The organism is Kitasatospora sp. Ki12 (assembly GCF_054601375.1).
Genome location: NZ_BAAIHT010000001.1, coordinates 1,988,898 through 2,007,152, shown reverse-complemented (window position 1 = coordinate 2,007,152; position 18,255 = coordinate 1,988,898). Strand labels below are relative to the sequence as shown.

The following is an 18,255-nucleotide window of genomic DNA, read 5'->3' as shown; positions in this document are numbered from 1 at the left end:
ACCCGTGCCACCCCCGAACCGGTCGGAAACCGTCAGAGCAGGCCATTCCGGTCGGACGGGACGTCGACCACCAGCACGTTCGCCTGGCGGTCGGCGTGGCTGAACTTGCCGCCGGTCTTCTTGTCGGCGTTGTTGACCACGATCGCGATGATGATGCCGGCGAGCACCAGCACGCCGATGATGATCCCGACCACGACCACGGCCGTCGAGCAGCCGCCGCTCGCCTTCGGCTGCTGGTACGGCGGCATCGGCTGCTGCGGCATCGGCTGCGGCGGCGGGGTGTGCGCCTGCTGGGGGAAGGGGTGCGGCGTGTGCGGGGCCTGCGGACGCGGGGTCTGGTAGGCCGGCGGCGGGGTCTGGTACTGCGGCTGCCCGCCCTGCTGCAGGTACTGGGGGTGCGGCGTGTGCGGGGCCTGCGGACGCGGGGTCTGGTAGGCCGGCGGCGGGGTCTGGTACTGCGGCTGCCCGCCCTGCTGCAGGTACTGGGGCGGCGGGGTCTGCGGGTTCTGCTGGGCGGCGTGCACCGAGCGCGGGCCCTCGTTGATCACCAGCGGGGTGCTGGCCTGCAGCTGGTGCCCGCTGCCACCGCCCTTCGCCGCCTGGATCAGCCGCTCCGCCTCGTCCCGCATCGCCGCGGCGCTCTGGAACCGGTGCGCCGGGTCCTTGCGCAGCGCCTGGGCGACGAAGGCGTCCAGCTCGGGGGTGACCGAGCGGTTGAGGGCGGAGGGCGCCGGCGGCTCCTCCTGGACGTGCTTGTAGGCGATCGAGAAGGCCGAGTCGCCGTCGAAGACCAGCTGGCCGGTGAGCATCTCGAAGAGCATCACGCCGACCGAGTACAGGTCGGAGCGGGCGTCCACCGGCTTGCCGAGCGCCTGCTCGGGCGAGAGGTACTGCGGGGTGCCGACCACCATGCCGGTCTGCGTCATCGACGTGACGCCGGATTCCAGCGCCCGGGCGATGCCGAAGTCCATGACCTTGACGTTGCCCTTGCGGTCGAACATGACGTTGCCGGGCTTGATGTCGCGGTGCACCAGGCCCATGTCGTGCGAGGCCTCCAGCGCGTTCAGCACGCCGACGGTGACCTTCAGGGCCTCCTCGGCGGGCATCGCGCCGTGCTGGGCGACCGACTCGTTGATCGCCTCGCGCAGGCCCTTGCCGTCGATCAGCTGCATGACGATGTACGGCGTGCTGGAGCCGTCCGGGGCGATGTCCTCGCCGCTGTCGTACACCGTGACGATGTTCGGGTGCTCCAGCCGGGCCACCGCCTGGGCCTCGCGGCGGAACCGCTCCTTGAACGAGTCGTCCCGGCCCAGCTCGCTGTGCATGCTCTTCAGCGCGACCTGCCGGTCCAGCACGCTGTCGTAGGCCAGGTGCACGGACGCCATGCCGCCCTCGCCCAGCAGCCGCTGCAGCACATAGCGGCCGTTGCCCAGGGAGAAGCCCTCGACCGCCGCGTTGCCGTGCTCGCTCATGGTCCTCTGCTCCCCCTCGGCGCGGCCGTGCTGCCGCCACCGTGACGTTCGGTCTCGTCCGTGCGTGTGGGCCCGGCCCGCCGGCCTGGCGGACCCCTGTCGCGGCGGATCCACCGGCCTGCGACAGGGGTCAGGGTATCGGCTCGCGCCGACGGTGATCGGTCCAGGGCCGGTCCTGGGTCCGGGCCGTCGGCACCGGATCCCGGCGGTACGGCCCGGGGCGGATGGTCGTGGTACGTCCGGTCCGGCGGGCCGCCCGGCCCGCCGGCGGGTACCGGCGAGTAGCGGCTACAGGTACGGGCCGGAGCGGATGCCGCGGCCCTGGCCCGGCTCGTCCTCGTCCGGGTCGCCGCCGTGCAGGCCCGGCGGCAGCGCCCGCCGCATCTGCTCCAGCTGGGCCCGCGCCGCCATCTGCTGGGCGAACAGCGCGGTCTGGATGCCGTGGAACAGGCCCTCCAGCCAGCCGACCAGCTGGGCCTGGGCGATCCGCAGCTCGGCCTCGGTCGGGATGGTGTCCTCGGTGAACGGCAGCGACAGCCGCTCCAGCTCGGCGACCAGCTCCGGGGCCAGGCCGAGTTCGAGCTCCTTGATCGAGCTCGCGTGGATGTCCTTCAGCCGGACCCGGCTCGCCTCGTCGAGGGGCGCCGCCCGGACCTCCTCCAACAGCTGCTTGATCATGCTGCCGATGCGCATGACCTTGGCGGGCTGCTCGACCATCTCGGTCACCGGGAGCTCACGCGGCATGTCGCCGTCGTCGTCCGAGTCCCCCATCGGGCCGGCGAAACCCTGGCCCACCGGCAGCCCGTCCGGTCCGACGATCAGCACCTTCTGGCCGTCCTGCGGCTGCCCGCCGGCGGCCTGGTAGGGCTCCCGCGACGAGCGCTCGTTCATCGGATTCGTCATGAACAACATTCTCTCTCACTGGGGTTGGTCGGGCGGAAGCCCCCGTTCGTCCCGCCGGCCTGCGCCACCCGTCACGAAGGTACGCCCCCGAGCGCCGCGCGGGAATCCGTACGGGTACTCAGATCCCGTGCCGGGCGCGCCGACCGCCCCACGGAACCCGCACCGAACCTCCACCCCCACCACCCGCCGCCGACGGCGCCGGCGACCCGGTCGGTCACCCTGGGGAACCGGTCACACACTCCCCGTCGCCCAGCCGCACCGTCGACTCAGCGCCTCCGCAGCCGCAGGCCGACCAGCCCCAGGCCGCAGCCGATCAGGCCCAGGCCGGCGCCCAGCGGGAGCTGGGTCGTGGAGGCGTCCTGCCAGCGGGCCGGCAGGACGATCGGGACGGTGACGGCCGTGACGGGCCCGGCGGCCGCCGTGACCGCGTCCGGTGCGACGGCGTCGCCGCCGGCGGCCTGGTCCTGGGCGTCCGGGTCGCTCTCGACAGCCCGGTCCGGGGCCTGCTCGGACGCCTGGTCGACGGCCTGCTCCGGCGCCTGCTCCGGCGCCTGGTCCGGGGCCCGCTCCGGCGCCTGCTCCACGGCGGCGTCGGAACGCTCCGGCAGCAACGCCGGGCGGTGCCGGTGGGCCCGGGGGAAGTCGCCGTCCTGGTGCGACCGCGGGCCGGGGCGCAGCGGCGGCGCGGCCGCCGGGGTGGGCGCGGCCGGGTGCGCCGGGGCCTCCTCCGCACCGGCCGGGCTCGCGGCGCCCCCCGTACTCGCCGCGCCCGCCGCGCCCGCCGCGCCCGTCGCGCCCGGCCCGACGCCGGGCGTCGGCGCGGAGGGCGGAGCAGGCGAGGGGAAGGGAGCGGGTGTGGGGAAGGGAGCGGGCGAGACCCCCGCCGAGGGCGAGGGCATCGCCGCCGCCGCCGACGCGGCGGCCAGCGGGAGCGCGAGCCCCAGCACGGCCGCCGCGAACAGCCGCTGGGCGCGGCCCGGGTGCGGGTGGCGGGCGGACGGGTGGCGACGGGTACGACGGCGGTGCGGCTCCCGGGGCAGCGGCCCGAGGCGTGCGTGCGGCGATGCGGCCACGGTCGGAGTCCTTCCGACGGCCGCCCGCGCCCGGGGGCGGGGTCGGCGGCGGGACAGCTCCGGACCAGCGTCGCACGGCCCGACAATCCAGGCATTTCGGACACGTACCCGGTCGGTCGCCGCACCGCGCCGCCCCTCGGGCCGGCCCGGCGATCAGGCCCGCAGGACGACCTTGCCGACCTGCTCGCCGGCCTCCAGCACCCGGTGCCCCTCCCCCGCGTCGGTCAGCGGCAGCACCCGGTCCACCACCGGCTTCACCACCCCGGACTCGACCAGCGGCCACACGTGCTCCCGCACCGCCGCCACGATCGCCGCCTTCTCCGCCAGCGGCCGCCCGCGCAGGTTGGTGGCGATCACCGCCGCCCGCTTGCGCAGCAGCGCGTTGAGGTCCAGCTCGCCCTTCACCCCGCCCTGCAGCCCGATGATCACCAGCCGCCCGTTGACCGCCAGCGCGTCCACGTTCCGCTGCAGGTACTTGGCGCCCATGATGTCCAGGATCACGTCCGCCCCGGCCCCGCCGGTGGCCTCGCGGAGCGCCTCGACGAAGTCCTGCCGGCGGTAGTCGATCACGATGTCCGCCCCCAGCTCGGTGCACCGCGCCAGCTTCTCGGCACTGCCCGCGGTGACCGCGACCCGCGCGCCGACCGCCTTGGCCAGCTGGATCGCCATCGTCCCGATGCCGCTCGCGCCGCCGTGCAGCAGCACGGTCTCGCCGGGCCGCAGGTGCGCGGTGAGGAAGACGTTGGACCACACCGTGCAGGCGACCTCCGGCAGCGCCGCGGCCTGCTCCGGGCTCAGCCCCGCGGGCACCGGCAGCAGCTGCCCGCTCGGCACCGCGACCCGCTGGGCGTAGCCGCCGCCCGACAGCAGCGCGCACACCTCGTCGCCGACCGCCCAGCCGGACACCCCGGCCCCGAGCGCGACGATCCGCCCGGCGCACTCCAGCCCGGGGTAGGGCGAGGCGCCGGGCGGCGGGTTGTAGAAGCCCTGCCGCTGGAGCAGGTCGGCGCGGTTGACGGCGGTGGCCGTCACCTCGACCAGGACCTCGCCGTCGGCGGGCACGGGGTCGGGCACCTCGGCCCACACCAGTGCCTCGGGACCACCGGGTACGGGAATCGTCATCGCATGCATGCCCCGAACCTACTGCGCGTCAGGGCGGTTCGCGGGCAGCGCCCGCACGGTCCGGCCGTCCGGTCAGCCGGCCGCCTTGATGACGATCACCCGGTCGGTGAGCTGCAGCACGGCGGCCTCCGGCTCGGTGTAGTTGAGCACCCGCCGGCCGCGGACCACCGCGACCACCAGGTCCGCGCACTCGCGCGGGCTGTGCCCGGCCTCGGCCCGGGTGACCGGACGCTCCACCACGTCCAGCCCGTTGCCGTACGTCAGCAGGTCCTCCATCACCGCGCCGGCGTGCGGGCTGAGCATCGACATCCCGAGCAGCCGCCCGGCCGAGCTGGAGCTGGTGACCACCACGTCGGCACCGCTCTGCCGCAGCAGCGGGGCGTTCTCGTCCTCCCGTACGGCGGCGACCACGGTGGCGCCCTTGTTCAGCTGGCGCGCCGTCAAGGTGATCAGCACGGCGGTGTCGTCCCGCTCGGGCGCGACCACCACCCGGGCCGCCGCGGGCAGGGCGGCCCGCACCAGCGTGTCGGTGCGGGTGGCGTCGCCGACCACCCCGACCAGGCCCTGCTGCGCGGCCTGGTCGATCACCTTGCGCTGCGGGTCGACGACGACGATCTCCTCCTTCTTCACCCCCTGCCCGAGCAGGGTGTCGACGGCGCTGCGGCCCTTCGTCCCGTACCCGATGACGACGGTGTGCTCGTGCACGGTGGACCTCCAGCGGTTCAACCGCCATTGCAGGCGGGTCCGTTCGGTGAGCACCTCCAGCGTGGTGCCGACCAGGATGATCAGGAACACCACGCGCAGCGGGGTGATCACGAAGATGTTGGTGATCCGGGCGCCGTCGCTGAACGGCGTGATGTCGCCGTACCCGGTGGTGGAGAGCGTCACGGTGGCGTAGTACGCCGCGTCGAGGAAGCTGACCCCGCCCCCGGCGTTGTCGTTGTAGCCGTCCCGGTCGAGGTAGACGATCAGCGTGGTGGCGACCAGGACGGCGAGCGCCACCAGCAGCCGCGAGCCGACCTGCCGCACGGCGGGCGCGGCCCGGCGGGCGGGCAGCACGATCCCGCCGTCCGACCACGGATCCGCCCCGGTCGCCCCGGCCCGTCGCATCCGACTCATGCGTCCACCTCGCCGCACACGCTCCGCTCGCTCACATGCCCACCCCGCCGGAAACGCACCCCTCGACGGCTCCCCCACCCCGCTCGCTCACGGCACCTCCAGCAGCTCGACCGTCTCCCCCGCCGCCGCCCCGCCGGGCGGGACCACGGCCAGGGCGTCGGCCCGGGCGAGGCCGCGCAGCATCGCGGGCCCGTCGAAGGCGAGCGGCACGACGCCCCCGGCGGTGCGCCGGACGGGCTGCAGCCGGGTGTCCGCCGGGTGCCCGGGCAGCGCGGCCGCGGCGGGTGCGAGGACGGGGGCGCCGACGGTCCGCCCGCTGCGGGCGTGCAGCAGCGGCAGGGCGAGCGTGACCGTCCCGGCGACGGCGGCCAGCGGGTTGCCCGGCAGACCGACGAGGTGGCGCCCGCCGGGGAGTTCGGCCAGCAGCATGGGGTGTCCGGGCCGGACGGCCACGCCGTCCACCAGCAGCCGGGCGCCGGCCTCGGCGAGCGCCCGGTGCAGGTGGTCGACCGGCCCGGCGGCCGTCCCGCCGGTGGTGACCACGATGTCGGCGGTGGAGTGCCGCAGCGCGTCCCGGAGCAGCCCGAAGTCGTCGCGCACGTACCGCACTTCGCCGACCTCGGCGCCGGCGGCCCGCAGCCAGTGCGGCAGCAGCGGCCCGAGCGCGTCCCGGACCAGGCCCGGGCCGGGGATCCCGGAGTCCAGCAACTCGTCGCCCAGGACGAGCAGTTGGACCACCGGGCGGCGGCGGACGAGCAGCCGGTCGTGGCCGCAGGCGGCGGCCAGGCCGAGCACGGCCGGTCCGACCGGGGTGCCGGCCGGCAGCAACTCCTCGCCCCGGCGGCACTCCTGGCCGCGCGGCCGGACGTCCTGGCCGGTGGTCAACCGGTCGGGCCCGTGTTCGTGGAGCAGCGCGCCGTCCGTCCGGCCGTGCTCGCGGCGCAGGACGGCGGTGGCGCCGGAGGGCAGCCGGGCGCCGGTGGCGATCTCCACGGCGCCGCCGTCGGCCAGCGGCGCCGGTTCGTCCGGTCCGGCCAGCACCCGGCCGGCGACCCGCCACGGGCCGGGCCCGGCGACCGCCCAGCCGTCCATCGCGGAGGTGTCGAAGGCGGGCAGGTCGGTCAGCGCGGCGAGCGGCTCGGCGAGGGTGTGCCCGAGCGCTTCGGCCAGTGGCAGCCCGGTCCCGGGCAGCGGGCGCAGTCCGGCCCGGCGCGCGGTCTCGCGGGCCCGGGGCCAGGTCTCCACGGCGGGGCCGGTGGACGGGGCGGCCACGGTGGTCTGCCCGACCGCGCTCACTGCTCGCCCGGCCGGTCGGCGGCGACCCACCGCTCGGCGAGGGCCTCGGTCCGCCGGGAGGCCTCGGCGACCGCCTCCGGCCCGCCGCCCTGCTGGGCCGCGGCGTAGCCGATCAGGAAGGCGGTCAGCGGAGCGGCCGGCCGGGCCACTCCGTGCGCGACCACCCGGGCCAGGTCGAGCAGACCTCGGACGTCGACGTCCAGGTCGATGCCCAGCTCGGCCTTGGCCTCGGCGATCCAGTCATCCAGCGTGCGCTCCATGCGCCCATGCTGCCTGATCGGCGGTTTCCCGGGGGTGTTCACCCCGTGTGCGGGGCGCGTCGTTTCCCTCACGGGCCGGTGGCGGCTGCGGTGAGGGTCAACCCCGGTCGCGCTCCCGGGCCTGTTCCAGGTCCTCCCAGGTGTCGCAGTCGTACGCGACGTTGTCGGTGTCGGCGACCCGCAGCCGCGCCAGTGCGCCGACCAGGCGGCGCAGCGGCTGCCCGGCCGGGTCGCCGAGGGCGGTGAGCGCGGCGCGCAGCGGGGCGGTGCGGTAGGCGGCGGCGAGCGGCTGGTCGCGCCCGCCGGCGTCGACCAGGACGGCGGCGTCCACGGCCGGCCCGGCCTCCTCCAAGGCGGCGGCGAGCCGCCGTACCGTCCGCCGGTCCAGGAACGGCAGGTCGGCGGCGAGCAGCAGCACGGTGTCCGCGGTGACGAGGTCGAGCCCGGCCGCGACGGCGGCGACCGGTCCGCCGCCGGGCGGCTGCTCCCTGGTCCAGCGCACCCCGGTGCGGGTGGTCGGCCGGGCCGGGCCGACCACGACGGTGGTGCGGGCGTCCGCGCAGGCGGCGAGCACCCGGTCGAGCAGGGTCGTCTCGCCGACGGTCAGTCCGGGCTTGTCGGCCCCGCCGAGGCGCCGTGCGGCCCCGCCCGCCGGGACGATCACGTCGTACGGCGTCATGCGGCCAGTATCGTCCCTGGCACGGCGGAGCCCGCCGGGTGGCCACACCGCAGAACCTCTCCGCAGGGCCGAGCCCGCGGGAACTACTCGTCCTGGTCGTCCTCGACGATCTCCGCGTCGATGATCTCCGCCTCGACGGTGTCCTCCCCCTCCGCCGCCGCCCGGGCGGTGTTGGCCGCCGCGCCGAGTTCGAGGATGGCCGGCAGGGTCAGCTCGCCGTACCGCTCGTTCATGGCGGTGACCAGCGCTTCCGGGTCGTCACGGTGCCGGGCCAGCGCCCGGTCGAAGTCCCGCAGGTACTCGCCGGTGAAGGCGAGCACCCGGGCGGCGTCGTCGCCCTGCCCGGGGGCCCGGTGCCCGGCGATCACCCGGTCCGCGCCGAGGTCGGCGATCCGGCCGAGGTTGTGCCCCCAGGTGGTGCGCTGGGCGGGGGTGGTGTCGGCCGTCCAGACGTGGCAGCCGTTGTAGGCGAAGTCCCCGGCGATCACGGTCCGGCTGCTCGGCACGTGGACGACGGTGGAGTTCCCGCAGTCGGCCTGGCCGAGCAGCAGGACGGGGATCACCTGGCGGTCCAGCATGAGCGGCTGGGGCAGCAGCGGGGCGGGGATCAGCGGGTGGTCCGGGATGTCGTCGCCGTACACCGGCTTCCACTGCGCGACCTTGGCGGCGGCGGTGCGCCGGATGCCCTCGACCACGGCGGGCGCGGCGAGCAGCTGGGCGTCGGGGAAGAGCTTCAGCACCTCCTCGGCGCCGAAGTAGTGGTCGGGGTGCTGGTGGGTGACCACGATGGCGAGCAGCCGGCGGCCCTTGCCCGCGACCCATTCGGCGAGTTCGCGCCCGGCGCTGCGGGTGAGCTGGGCGTCCACCAGGATGGCGGTCCGCTCGCCGAGGATCAGCGCGGAGGTGGCGAAGAAGGCCGACTCGGGGCCGGTGAAGACGGCGACCTCCAGCGGCCGGGCGGGGCGTTCGCCCTCCGGGACGGCGGCCGGTGAGCCGTCCACTCGCTCCGCGCCGGCGCTCTCCTCGGGCGGGGACGACGTCACGGGCTTGCTCCCTCTGGTAGGCGGTCGGTCTTCCTGCGCCCTACAGCATGGGAGCACCGGCGCCCGATTGCGCGGAAGGCGCGCCCGGCGGGGCGCGCCTTCCGGCTCAGGTCACACCGCGACCCGGGCGGCGATCTCCTTGGCCCGCTGGGCGGCCTGCTCCAGGGCCCGGGCCTTGGACTCGGCGGCGTTCGGGATGAACTCGGCCAGCGCCGGGACGCTCGCCGCGAGGGTGAGCTCCGGGACGATGAAGTCGACCTCCAGCCCGAGTCCGCCGGCCAGCACCTTCTCCAGGTAGGTGGTGACGAACTCGAACGGCTCGCGCGGGGCGCCGGGCGCGTACGAGCCGCCGCGGGAGGCGACCACGGTGACCGGGGTGCCCTTGGCGGACGGCGCCTCGCCGGCGGTGCGGCCCATCAGGATCACCTGGTCCAGCCAGGCCTTGAGGGTCGACGGGATCGTGAAGTTGTACATCGGGGCGCCGATCAGCACCGCGTCGGCGGTCTCCAGCTCGGCCATCAGCTCCTCGCGCAGCACGAAGGCGGCGGCCTGTTCGGCGCTGTGCGCCTCGGCGGGGGCGAAGCCGGCGGCGATGCCGTGCGCGTCCAGGTGCGGGATCGGGTCGGTGGCGAGGTCGCGGTAGATCACCGTGCCCTCGGGGTGCTCGGCCTGCCAGGCGGCCCGGTAGGCGGCGGTGACCTCGCGGGAGACGGAGCCGTCGGTGACCGCGGAGGAGTCGATGTGCAGGAGCGTGGGCATGGCGGGACCTCCGGAGGATTAGTAGCTGCTGTTTTCGCTGCAACTGAAAGTACCGTAGCAGCTTACTTTTCTGCAGTCACTAGTGACCGGTCTAGTACGCTGGATCCATGGCCCAGCACGAGGTAGTGACCGACGGAGCCCCGAACGCCCTCGACGCGTGCGCCGCCGGGGCCCAGAACCCGTGCCAGAACACCGACCTGGCCCTCGGCCGGGTGTTCACCCTGCTCGGCAAGCGCTGGACCGGCATGCTGCTGGCCGTGCTCAACAACGGCGGCCAGGCCTACTTCTCCGAGCTGCGCCGCGCCGTCCCGGGCATCAGCGAGCGGATGCTCTCCGACCGGCTCACCGAGCTGGCCGAGGCCGGGATGGTGGTCCGCGAGGTCGACGCCGGCCCGCCGCTGCGGGTCAGCTACCGGCTCACCGAGGGCGGCGTCGCGCTCAAGCCCGCGCTGAACGAACTGGCCGTCTGGGCCGACCGCTACCTTCCGGAGAGCGCCCTCAAGAGCGGCGGCTGCTGAGCCCGGAAACGCCTCCCGGCATGCGAAAGGGCCCGCCCGCTGTCACCAGCGGACGGGCCCTTCACCACAAGCGAATTCAGCGCTGCTTCGCGCCGCGCAGCCGGGCCAGCCGGTCGGACAGACCCCACGAGGTCACCCGCCACAGCGCCTCGACCACGATGCTGCGGCTCATCTTGGACGCGCCCAGCTCGCGCTCGACGAAGGTGATCGGCACCTCGGCGACCTTGAACCCGGCCTTCACCGTGCGCCAGGCCAGGTCGACCTGGAAGCAGTACCCGGCCGAGGCGACCTCGTCCATGCCCAGGCCCAGCAGGGTCTCCTTGCGGAACGCCCGGTAGCCGCCGGTGACGTCCTTGATCGGCACGCCCAGCATCAGCCGCGAGTAGGTCGAGCCGCCGCGCGAGAGCAGCAGGCGCGACTTCGGCCAGTTCACCACCCGGCCGCCCGGCACCCAGCGCGAGCCCAGCACCAGGTCGGCGCCGCGCAGCGCACCCAGCAGCCGGTCCAGTTCCTCGGGCTGGTGCGAGCCGTCGGCGTCCATCTCGACCAGGACGTCGTAGCCGTTGTCGATGCCCCAGCGGAAGCCCGCGAGGTAGGCGGCGCCCAGGCCCTCCTTGCCCTTGCGGTGCATGACGTGCACGTGGGCGTCCTCGACGGCCAGCTTGTCGGCCAGGTCGCCGGTGCCGTCGGGGCTGTTGTCGTCGGCGACCAGCACGTGGGCCTCGGGCACCGCGGCACGGACCCGGCCGACGATCCGCTCGACGTTCTCCGCCTCGTTGTAGGTCGGGATGATCACCAGGACCCTGCCGAGATCAGCAAAACTCTGCTGGTTCACGGTCACGTACAAACCTCTCGGCCGATGGCGGGGAATCTCAGAACACCGTCGCCCGCACGCTGGAACGCGGCTCCACCGGCAGCCCTCCGACGGGGTGACCACGGTGGGGAACTGCGCGCAGGGCGGAGACTACTGCGTCCTGGCATCCTACTACCGAGCCCGGGAACCACCGGTCCGACCATGGCACTCCCACCGGATGCCCACCGTTTCCCCGTGGGTGACACCGGTCGGCTAGGGTCGATGCCCTTGCCCGTGCCCGGGCCGCCCGCACCGCCGGGCCCGCCCCCGGCGATCCGGCACACCCGCCAGACAGCGAAGGAGTAGGACCGCGCGCATGGACAGGCTCGTCAACACCGTCCGCCCGTACGCCTGGGGGTCGCTCACGGCCCTGCCCGAGCTGCTCGGACAGCAGCCGACCGGTGAACCGCAGGCCGAGCTGTGGATGGGCGCCCACCCCGGCGACCCGTCCCGCGCCGACCGCGGGGAGGGCCCGCGCCGGCTGGACGACCTGATCACGGCCGACCCCGAGGGCGAGCTGGGCGCCGCGAGCGTGGCCCGGTTCGGCCCGACCCTGCCGTTCCTCCTCAAGGTCCTCGCCGTGGGCACCCCGCTGTCGCTCCAGGCCCACCCCACGATCGCGCAGGCCCGCGCCGGCTTCGCCGCCGAGAACGCCCTCGGCATCCCGCTGGACGCCCCCGAGCGCAGCTACCGCGACGCCAACCACAAGCCCGAAATGGTCTGCGCGCTCAGCGAGTTCGAGGGCCTCTGCGGCTTCCGGCGGCCCGGTGAGGCGGCCGAGCTGATGGCCCGGCTCGGACTGCCCGAGCTGGACCCGCTGATCGACCTGCTGGGCGTCGAGGACGAGACCGAGGCGCTGCGCGGCACCCTGGCCGCGATCCTCACCATGGACGACGAGACCGCCCGGCAGACCGTCGGGGCGACCGCCGCGGCGCTGGCCGAGCACGACACCGGCGATCCGGACTGGTACTACGCCCCGTACGCCCGGATCGCCAAGGACTTCCCGGACGACCGCGGCCTGATCGCCGGCATGCTGCTCAACCGCTTCAAGCTGCGCGCCGGCGAGGCGCTCTACCTGGGCGCCGGGGTGCCGCACGCCTACCTGTCCGGCGTCTGCGTCGAGCTGCAGTCCAACTCCGACAACGTGCTGCGGGCCGGCCTCACCCCGAAGCACATCGACGTGCCGGAGCTGCTGGAGGTCGTGCTCTTCGAGTCCGCCGCCCCCGGGGTGCAGGCCCCCGTCCCGGTGGACGCCACCCCGGGCGAGGAGCTCTACCCCGTCCCGATCGACGAGTTCCGGCTGTCCCGCTTCACCCTGGACGGCGTCGAGCGCGCGGTCGACGGCCGCACCCCGCAGATCCTGCTCTGCACCGAGGGCTCCGCCCGGCTGACCGCGGCCGACGGCACCGTCCTGGACCTCGCCCGCGGCCAGTCCGCCTTCCTCCCCGCCACCGGCGCCCCGACCCGGCTCTCCGGCACCGGCGCCACGCTCTTCCGGGCCACCGTCACCGTCTGACCGCCCCGTCCGACCGCGCCGTCCGATCGCGCCGTCCGACCCCCGACGGGGGCGGCCGCGCGGGCGGCCGACGGGGTCAGTCCCGGGTCATGTCGACGAAGCGCGAGTAGTGGCCCTGGAAGGCCACCGTGATGGTCGCGGTCGGACCGTTACGGTGCTTGGCGACGATCAGGTCGGCCTCGCCCGCGCGCGGGGACTCCTTCTCGTAGGCGTCCTCGCGGTGCAGCAGGATGACCATGTCGGCGTCCTGCTCGATCGAGCCGGACTCGCGCAGGTCGGAGACCATCGGCCGCTTGTCGGTGCGCTGCTCGGGGCCACGGTTCAGCTGGGAGAGCGCGATGACCGGCACTTCCAGCTCCTTGGCCAGCAGCTTGAGGTTACGGGACATGTCCGAGACCTCCTGCTGACGGTTCTCGGCCCGGCGGGAGCCGCCGGACTGCATCAGCTGGAGGTAGTCGATGACGACCAGCTTGATGTCGTTGCGCTGCTTGAGCCGACGGCACTTGGCGCGGATCTCCATCATCGACAGGTTCGGCGAGTCGTCGATGAACAGCGGCGCCTCGCTGACGTCGGGCATCCGGCGGGCGACCCGGGTCCAGTCGTCGTCCGTCATGTTCCCGGAGCGCATGTGGTGCAGCGCGACCCGGGCCTCGGCGGAGAGCAGACGCATGGCGATCTCGTTGCGCCCCATTTCGAGCGAGAAGATCACGCTCGGCAGCTTGTGGTGGATCGAGCAGGCCCGCGCGAAGTCCAGCGCGAGGGTGGACTTGCCCATCGCGGGACGGGCGGCGATGACGATCATCTGGCCGGGGTGCAGGCCGTTGGTGAGCGCGTCGAAGTCGGCGAAGCCGGTCGGGACGCCGGACATCTGGCCGTTGCGGGAGCCGATCGCCTCGATCTCGTCGAGGGCGCCCTCCATGATGTCGGCGAGCGGCGCGTAGTCCTCGTTGGTGCGCTGCTCGGTGACGGCGTAGATCTCCGCCTGGGCGGCGTTGACGATCTCGTCCACGTCGCCCTCGGCGGCGTAGCCCATGCCGGCGATCCGGGTGCCCGCCTCGACCAGGCGGCGCAGCACGGCGCGCTCGTGGACGATCTGGGCGTAGTACTCGGCGTTGGCCGCGGTCGGGACGGAGTTGACCAGGGTGTGCAGGTAGGAGGCGCCGCCGACCCGCTGGAGCTCGCCGCGCTTGGTCAGCTCGCCGGCCACGGTGATCGGGTCGGCCGGCTCGCCCCGGGCGTACAGGTCGAGGATCGCGCCGTGGACCATCTCGTGCGCGGGCCGGTAGTAGTCGGCCGGCTTGAGCACCTCGACGACGTCGGCGATGGCGTCCTTGGAGAGCAGCATGCCGCCGAGGACGGACTGCTCGGCCGCGAGGTCCTGCGGGGGGACCCGCTCGAAGCCGTCCGCGCCGCCCTCGCCGTCGCCCTCGCCCCTGCGCTGCCAGCCGCCGTCCCGCTGGCCGTCCCCGGAGCCGTTCCGGCCGCCCTTGCCACCCTTCTGGAAGCCGTCGCGGCCACCGCCGCCCTTGCCGTCCTTGCCGCCCTGACCGCCGCGGCCGCGGGAGACCGGGAGCCGGTCACCGGGGCCGTCCGGGAAGGGCGCGTCGTCGAAGGCGCCGGCCGGGAAGGGGTCCTCGGCGGGCTGCCAGTCCTCCTCCGGCGGCGGGGCGTCGTGGTCGTCGTACTGGGGGCCGGTCACGCGTGTTCCCCGATCAGCGAGTGGTGCGAGTTTGGAGCTTGCCTTGCCGGTGGCTGGGTGGAGCGGATCCGCTCCTCTTTGTACGCCACGGCTCCGACAAATCGGACGCCGGGGCGCTGGGAGTGTCGGGCGGACGGCCCACGCTAAGGCGCCGGACGCCCTCCCGCCAAGGCGGTTATCCACAGGGGGTGTGGATGAACGGCCCCGGCCTGTGGAGAACTGCCGCAAAGCTGTGGACACCCCTGTGGACGCCCCTGTGGATAACCGGACGATCGATCCACCGTCAACCTGCTGACCTGGCATTACCTCTTTGAGGGCCTGTGCATGAGAAATTCTTCACACACCTCCGAACGGCTGTGGGCACGGAGCGGGCGAACGGCGTCGCTCAAGATTTCGAGTAACAGGCACAGGCCTCTTACGTCCATTACCTGTGGATGAGTAGCCTGGAGCCCATGACCGCCTCGCCCCCGACCCCCGCCCGCGCCGGGCGCCGGCACGACCGGGAGATCCTCTCCCTGGCCGTCCCGGCCTTCGGCGCACTGGTCGCCGAACCCCTCTTCCTGATGGCCGACTCGGCGATCGTCGGCCACCTCGGCACCCCCCAGCTGGCCGGGGTCGGCGTCGCCTCCGCCGCGCTCACCACCGCGACCGGCGTCTTCGTCTTCCTCGCCTACGCCACCACCGCGGCGGTCGCCCGCCGGATCGGCGCCGGGGACCGCCGGGGCGCCGTGCAGCAGGGCGTCGACGGCATCTGGCTCGCCCTCGGCCTGGCCGTCCCGGTGGTCCTGCTGACCCTGCTGGCGGCACCCCTGGTGGCCGACCTGCTGGGCGCCTCGCCGACCGCCGCGCCCTACGCGGTGACGTACCTGCGGATCAGCGCCCTGGGCATCCCGGCGATGCTGATGGTGCTGGCCGCCACCGGCGTGCTGCGCGGCCTCCAGGACACCCGTACGCCCCTGCTGGTGGCCGTCGCGGGCTTCACCGCCAACATCGGCCTGAACGTCGGTCTGGTGTACGGCGCCGGGCTCGGGGTGGCCGGCTCGGCCTGGGGCACCGTGCTCGCGCAGACCGGGATGGCCGCCGTCTACCTGGTCGTGGTGGTCCGCGGCGCCCGCCGGGAGCGGGCCTCGCTGCGGCCGGACGCGACGGGCATCCGGGCCTGCGCCAGGGCCGGCGGCCCGCTGCTGGTCCGGACGATCAGCCTGCGCGCGGTGCTGATGATCGCCACCGCGGTGGCCGCCCGGCTGGGCGACGACCAGGTCGCCGCGCACCAGATCACCATGACGCTGTTCAGCTTCCTGGCCTTCGCACTGGACGCCATCGCGATCGCCGGCCAGGCCATCATCGGCCGCTACCTGGGCGCCTCGGACGTCCCGGGCGCCAGGGCCGCCACCCGGCGGATGGTCCAGTGGGGAATCGGCTCGGGGGTGGTGCTCGGCCTGCTGGTGGTCGCCGCCCGCCCGCTGTACGTCCCGCTGTTCACGCCCGATCCGGCCGTGCGGGCCCAGCTGGACACCGCCCTGCTGCTGCTCGCGCTCAGCCAGCCGGTCTCCGGCCTGGTCTTCGTGCTGGACGGGGTGCTGATGGGTGCCGGGGACGGCCCGTACCTGGCCTGGGCGGCGCTCGCGACCCTGGCGGTGTTCGCCCCGGCGGCCTTCGCGGTGCCGGCCACCGGCGCCGGGCTGGCCGGGCTCTGGTGGGCGATGAACCTCTTCATGCTGGTCCGCGCCGCCTTCCTGGTCGGACGCGCCCGCGGCGGCAAGTGGCTGGTCACCGGGGCCGTGCGCGGGTAGCCCCGCCCCCCCGGGGGGGGGGAGGCGGACGGCGCCTGGAAAGACGGACCGCGCCGGAAAAGACCGAGGGCCGGGCTCCCGGAGGAGCCCGGCCCTCAGGCCACTGCTACGGAACTCAGGCAGCGACGACCGCGATGTCCAGGTTGGCCTGGACGTCGGAGTGCAGCTTGACCGAGACCTTGTGGGTGCCCACGGTCTTGATCGGCGAGGCGATCGCGACGGCGCGCTTGTCGACCGCCGGGCCGCCGGCGGCCTTGATGGCGGCGACGACGTCGGCCTGGGTCACCGAGCCGAACAGACGGCCGGCGTCACCCGAGCGGACGGCCAGCTTGACCTGGACGCCCTCGAGCTGACCCTTGACCTCGTTGGCGGCCTCGAGGGTCTGGATGGCGTGGATCTTCCGGGCGCGACGGATGGCGTCGACGTCCTTCTGACCACCCTTGGTCCAGCGGATGGCGAAGCCACGCGGGACCAGGAAGTTGCGGGCGTAGCCGTCCTTGACCTCGACGACCTCGCCGGCGGAGCCGAGACCCGGCACCTCGTGCGTGAGGATGATCTTCATTACTTGGTCACCCTCTCTTAGCGCGCGGTGCTGGTGTAGGGCAGCAGCGCCATCTCACGGCTGTTCTTCACGGCCGTGGCGACGTCACGCTGGTGCTGGGTGCAGTTGCCGGTGACCCGGCGGGCACGGATCTTGCCGCGGTCGGAGATGTACTTCCGCAGCAGGTTCGTGTCCTTGTAGTCAACGTAGTTGACCTTGTCCTTGCAGAAGACGCAAACCTTCTTCTTCGGCTTGCGAGCAGGCGGCTTCGCCATTGTGTGCTCCATTTGGGGTTCACGGCCCGGCGGGCGTCCGGGGACGCCGCGGCCGGGCCGCACGAAATCTGTCAGCTCTTAGAACGGGGGCTCTTCCGAGTAGCCGTTGCCACCACCGGACGGGGCACCCCAGCCGCCGCCCTGGTTTCCACCGGACGGGGCGCTGGAGGCCCAGGGGTCCTCGGAGGGGCCGGACTGGCCGCCGGAGTTTCCACCCCAGTTGCCGCCCTGCTGGCCGCCACCGCCGCCCCAGTTGCCGCCACCGCCGCCCTGGCCGCCGCCGCCCTGCTGGCCGCCGAAGCCGCCGCCGGGAGCGCCGGACCGGTTGGCCCGGGTGACCTTGGCGGTCGCCGAGCGCAGGCTCGGGCCGACCTCGTCGACCTCGACCTCGAAGACCGTCCGCTTCTCGCCTTCCTTGGTCTCGTAAGACCGCTGGCGCAGTCGGCCCTGCACGATGACGCGCATGCCGCGCTGCAGCGACTCGGCCACGTTCTCCGCCGGCTGCCGCCAGACGTTGCACGTGAGGAAGAGGCTCTCGCCGTCCTTCCACTCGTTCGTCTGACGGTCGAAGGTGCGGGGGGTGGACGCGATGCGGAACTTCGCGACCGCCGCACCCGACGGGGTGAAGCGCAGCTCGGGGTCGTCGACGAGATTGCCGACGAGGGTGATGACGGTCTCGCCTGCCATGGTGGTGATGACCTCTCGGGAAGATGTCCGTTCACCGCTGTTTCACGTGAAACAACGGTCGCGAGCTACCCGAGACCCGAAGGCCTCAGAGGTGGCTCAGTGGGTGTCCGGGCGCAGGACCTTGGTCCGCAGAACCGACTCGCTCAGGCCCATCTGGCGGTCGAGCTCCTTGACGACCTCAGGCGTGGCCTTGAGGTCGATGACCGAGTAGATGCCCTCGGACTGCTTGTTGATCTCGTAAGCCAGACGGCGACGACCCCAGGTGTCGACCTTCTCCACCTTGCCGCCCGCGTTGCGGACGACGGTGAGGAAGTTCTCGATCAGGGGGGAGACAGCGCGCTCCTCGACCGAGGGGTCGAGGATGACCATCACCTCGTAGTGACGCATGGGTAACCCACCTCCTTTGGACTCAGCGGCCACGGTCTCTCCGTGGCAGGAGGGTTGTGCGTAGCGTCGGCACCGGTGCGGTGACGACTCCGGCCCACCGTAGCGGCAGGGTCCGACAGTCAGGCCCCGCACCACCCGATCGGGGGGCGGCCCCGTAAGAGGGCGCAAGGGGGCACAACTACACCAGTGCAGACGGCACAGCCTACCCGCACCCGTACGGCCGAACAAAACGCATAGGGGTTGTGAGACGGACCCAACCG

Annotated in this window: 17 protein-coding genes and 1 pseudogene; 3 read left to right on the top strand and 15 right to left on the bottom strand. The window is 73.8% G+C overall.

What is annotated here, in order from left to right:
- Positions 1–32: 32 nt before the first annotated feature.
- From ACYP53_RS08740 to ACYP53_RS08700, 9 genes and pseudogenes are all read right to left on the bottom strand, one after another.
- On the bottom strand, positions 33–1,472 hold the full coding sequence (locus ACYP53_RS08740; protein WP_459647073.1) for a protein kinase domain-containing protein: 1,440 nt from the start codon (positions 1,470–1,472) through the stop codon (positions 33–35).
- A 288-nt stretch (positions 1,473–1,760) separates the two neighbouring features.
- Positions 1,761–2,375, bottom strand: coding sequence for a bacterial proteasome activator family protein (locus ACYP53_RS08735; RefSeq protein ID WP_229928218.1), 615 nt, complete (start codon positions 2,373–2,375; stop codon positions 1,761–1,763).
- 266 nt (positions 2,376–2,641) lie between these two features.
- Positions 2,642–3,448 carry a hypothetical protein gene (locus tag ACYP53_RS08730; RefSeq protein ID WP_459647072.1) on the bottom strand — a complete coding sequence of 269 codons (807 nt, stop codon included), beginning with the start codon at positions 3,446–3,448 and terminating at the stop codon, positions 2,642–2,644.
- A 153-nt stretch (positions 3,449–3,601) separates the two neighbouring features.
- Positions 3,602–4,579 carry an NAD(P)H-quinone oxidoreductase gene (locus ACYP53_RS08725; protein ID WP_189913244.1) on the bottom strand — a complete coding sequence of 326 codons (978 nt, stop codon included), beginning with the start codon at positions 4,577–4,579 and terminating at the stop codon, positions 3,602–3,604.
- A gap of 63 nt (positions 4,580–4,642) precedes the next feature.
- Positions 4,643–5,689: a potassium channel family protein gene (locus ACYP53_RS08720; RefSeq protein WP_189913245.1), complete on the bottom strand. Its 1,047-nt coding sequence runs from the start codon at positions 5,687–5,689 to the stop codon at positions 4,643–4,645.
- 87 nt (positions 5,690–5,776) lie between these two features.
- On the bottom strand, positions 5,777–6,985 hold the full coding sequence (locus tag ACYP53_RS08715; protein WP_229928219.1) for a molybdopterin molybdotransferase MoeA: 1,209 nt from the start codon (positions 6,983–6,985) through the stop codon (positions 5,777–5,779).
- Positions 6,982–7,924 (bottom strand): annotated as a pseudogene (locus ACYP53_RS08710) (NTP transferase domain-containing protein). The gene ACYP53_RS08715 and the pseudogene ACYP53_RS08710 overlap by 4 nt, the downstream one beginning before the upstream one ends.
- A gap of 83 nt (positions 7,925–8,007) precedes the next feature.
- On the bottom strand, positions 8,008–8,967 hold the full coding sequence (locus ACYP53_RS08705) for an MBL fold metallo-hydrolase (RefSeq protein ID WP_189913247.1): 960 nt from the start codon (positions 8,965–8,967) through the stop codon (positions 8,008–8,010).
- Between the two features lie 111 nt (positions 8,968–9,078).
- A complete protein-coding gene (locus ACYP53_RS08700) occupies positions 9,079–9,726 on the bottom strand; it encodes an FMN-dependent NADH-azoreductase (protein ID WP_189913248.1) in 648 nt (215 codons plus the stop codon).
- Positions 9,727–9,833: 107 nt separating this feature from the next.
- On the opposite strand from ACYP53_RS08700, the gene ACYP53_RS08695 reads away from it, so the two are divergent.
- Positions 9,834–10,244 carry a winged helix-turn-helix transcriptional regulator gene (locus ACYP53_RS08695; protein WP_189913249.1) on the top strand — a complete coding sequence of 137 codons (411 nt, stop codon included), beginning with the start codon at positions 9,834–9,836 and terminating at the stop codon, positions 10,242–10,244.
- A 76-nt stretch (positions 10,245–10,320) separates the two neighbouring features.
- Here the strand turns inward: ACYP53_RS08695 and ACYP53_RS08690 are convergent, their stop codons facing one another.
- Entirely contained in the window at positions 10,321–11,085 is a 765-nt protein-coding gene (locus ACYP53_RS08690) for a polyprenol monophosphomannose synthase (protein WP_229928220.1), read from the bottom strand.
- 328 nt (positions 11,086–11,413) lie between these two features.
- Here ACYP53_RS08690 and manA point away from each other — a divergent pair, with 328 nt between their 5' ends.
- Complete coding sequence (manA, locus tag ACYP53_RS08685; RefSeq protein ID WP_459647071.1) at positions 11,414–12,613, top strand: mannose-6-phosphate isomerase, class I; 1,200 nt, start codon at positions 11,414–11,416, stop codon at positions 12,611–12,613.
- A 76-nt stretch (positions 12,614–12,689) separates the two neighbouring features.
- On the opposite strand, the gene dnaB is transcribed toward manA, so the two are convergent.
- Positions 12,690–14,312, bottom strand: coding sequence for a replicative DNA helicase (gene dnaB, locus ACYP53_RS08680; protein ID WP_189913251.1), 1,623 nt, complete (start codon positions 14,310–14,312; stop codon positions 12,690–12,692).
- A 452-nt stretch (positions 14,313–14,764) separates the two neighbouring features.
- On the opposite strand from dnaB, the gene ACYP53_RS08675 reads away from it, so the two are divergent.
- Positions 14,765–16,105, top strand: coding sequence for an MATE family efflux transporter (locus ACYP53_RS08675; RefSeq protein ID WP_189913252.1), 1,341 nt, complete (start codon positions 14,765–14,767; stop codon positions 16,103–16,105).
- Positions 16,106–16,220: 115 nt separating this feature from the next.
- Here ACYP53_RS08675 and rplI read toward each other — a convergent pair whose 3' ends face one another.
- From rplI to rpsF, 4 genes are all read right to left on the bottom strand, one after another.
- Positions 16,221–16,667 carry a 50S ribosomal protein L9 gene (gene rplI, locus ACYP53_RS08670; RefSeq protein ID WP_189913253.1) on the bottom strand — a complete coding sequence of 149 codons (447 nt, stop codon included), beginning with the start codon at positions 16,665–16,667 and terminating at the stop codon, positions 16,221–16,223.
- Positions 16,668–16,684: 17 nt separating this feature from the next.
- Positions 16,685–16,921, bottom strand: coding sequence for a 30S ribosomal protein S18 (rpsR, locus tag ACYP53_RS08665; RefSeq protein ID WP_030059640.1), 237 nt, complete (start codon positions 16,919–16,921; stop codon positions 16,685–16,687).
- A 78-nt stretch (positions 16,922–16,999) separates the two neighbouring features.
- Complete coding sequence (locus tag ACYP53_RS08660; protein WP_189913254.1) at positions 17,000–17,608, bottom strand: single-stranded DNA-binding protein; 609 nt, start codon at positions 17,606–17,608, stop codon at positions 17,000–17,002.
- Between the two features lie 96 nt (positions 17,609–17,704).
- Positions 17,705–17,995 carry a 30S ribosomal protein S6 gene (rpsF, locus tag ACYP53_RS08655; protein ID WP_063348486.1) on the bottom strand — a complete coding sequence of 97 codons (291 nt, stop codon included), beginning with the start codon at positions 17,993–17,995 and terminating at the stop codon, positions 17,705–17,707.
- Between the last annotated feature and the right edge of the window lie 260 nt (positions 17,996–18,255).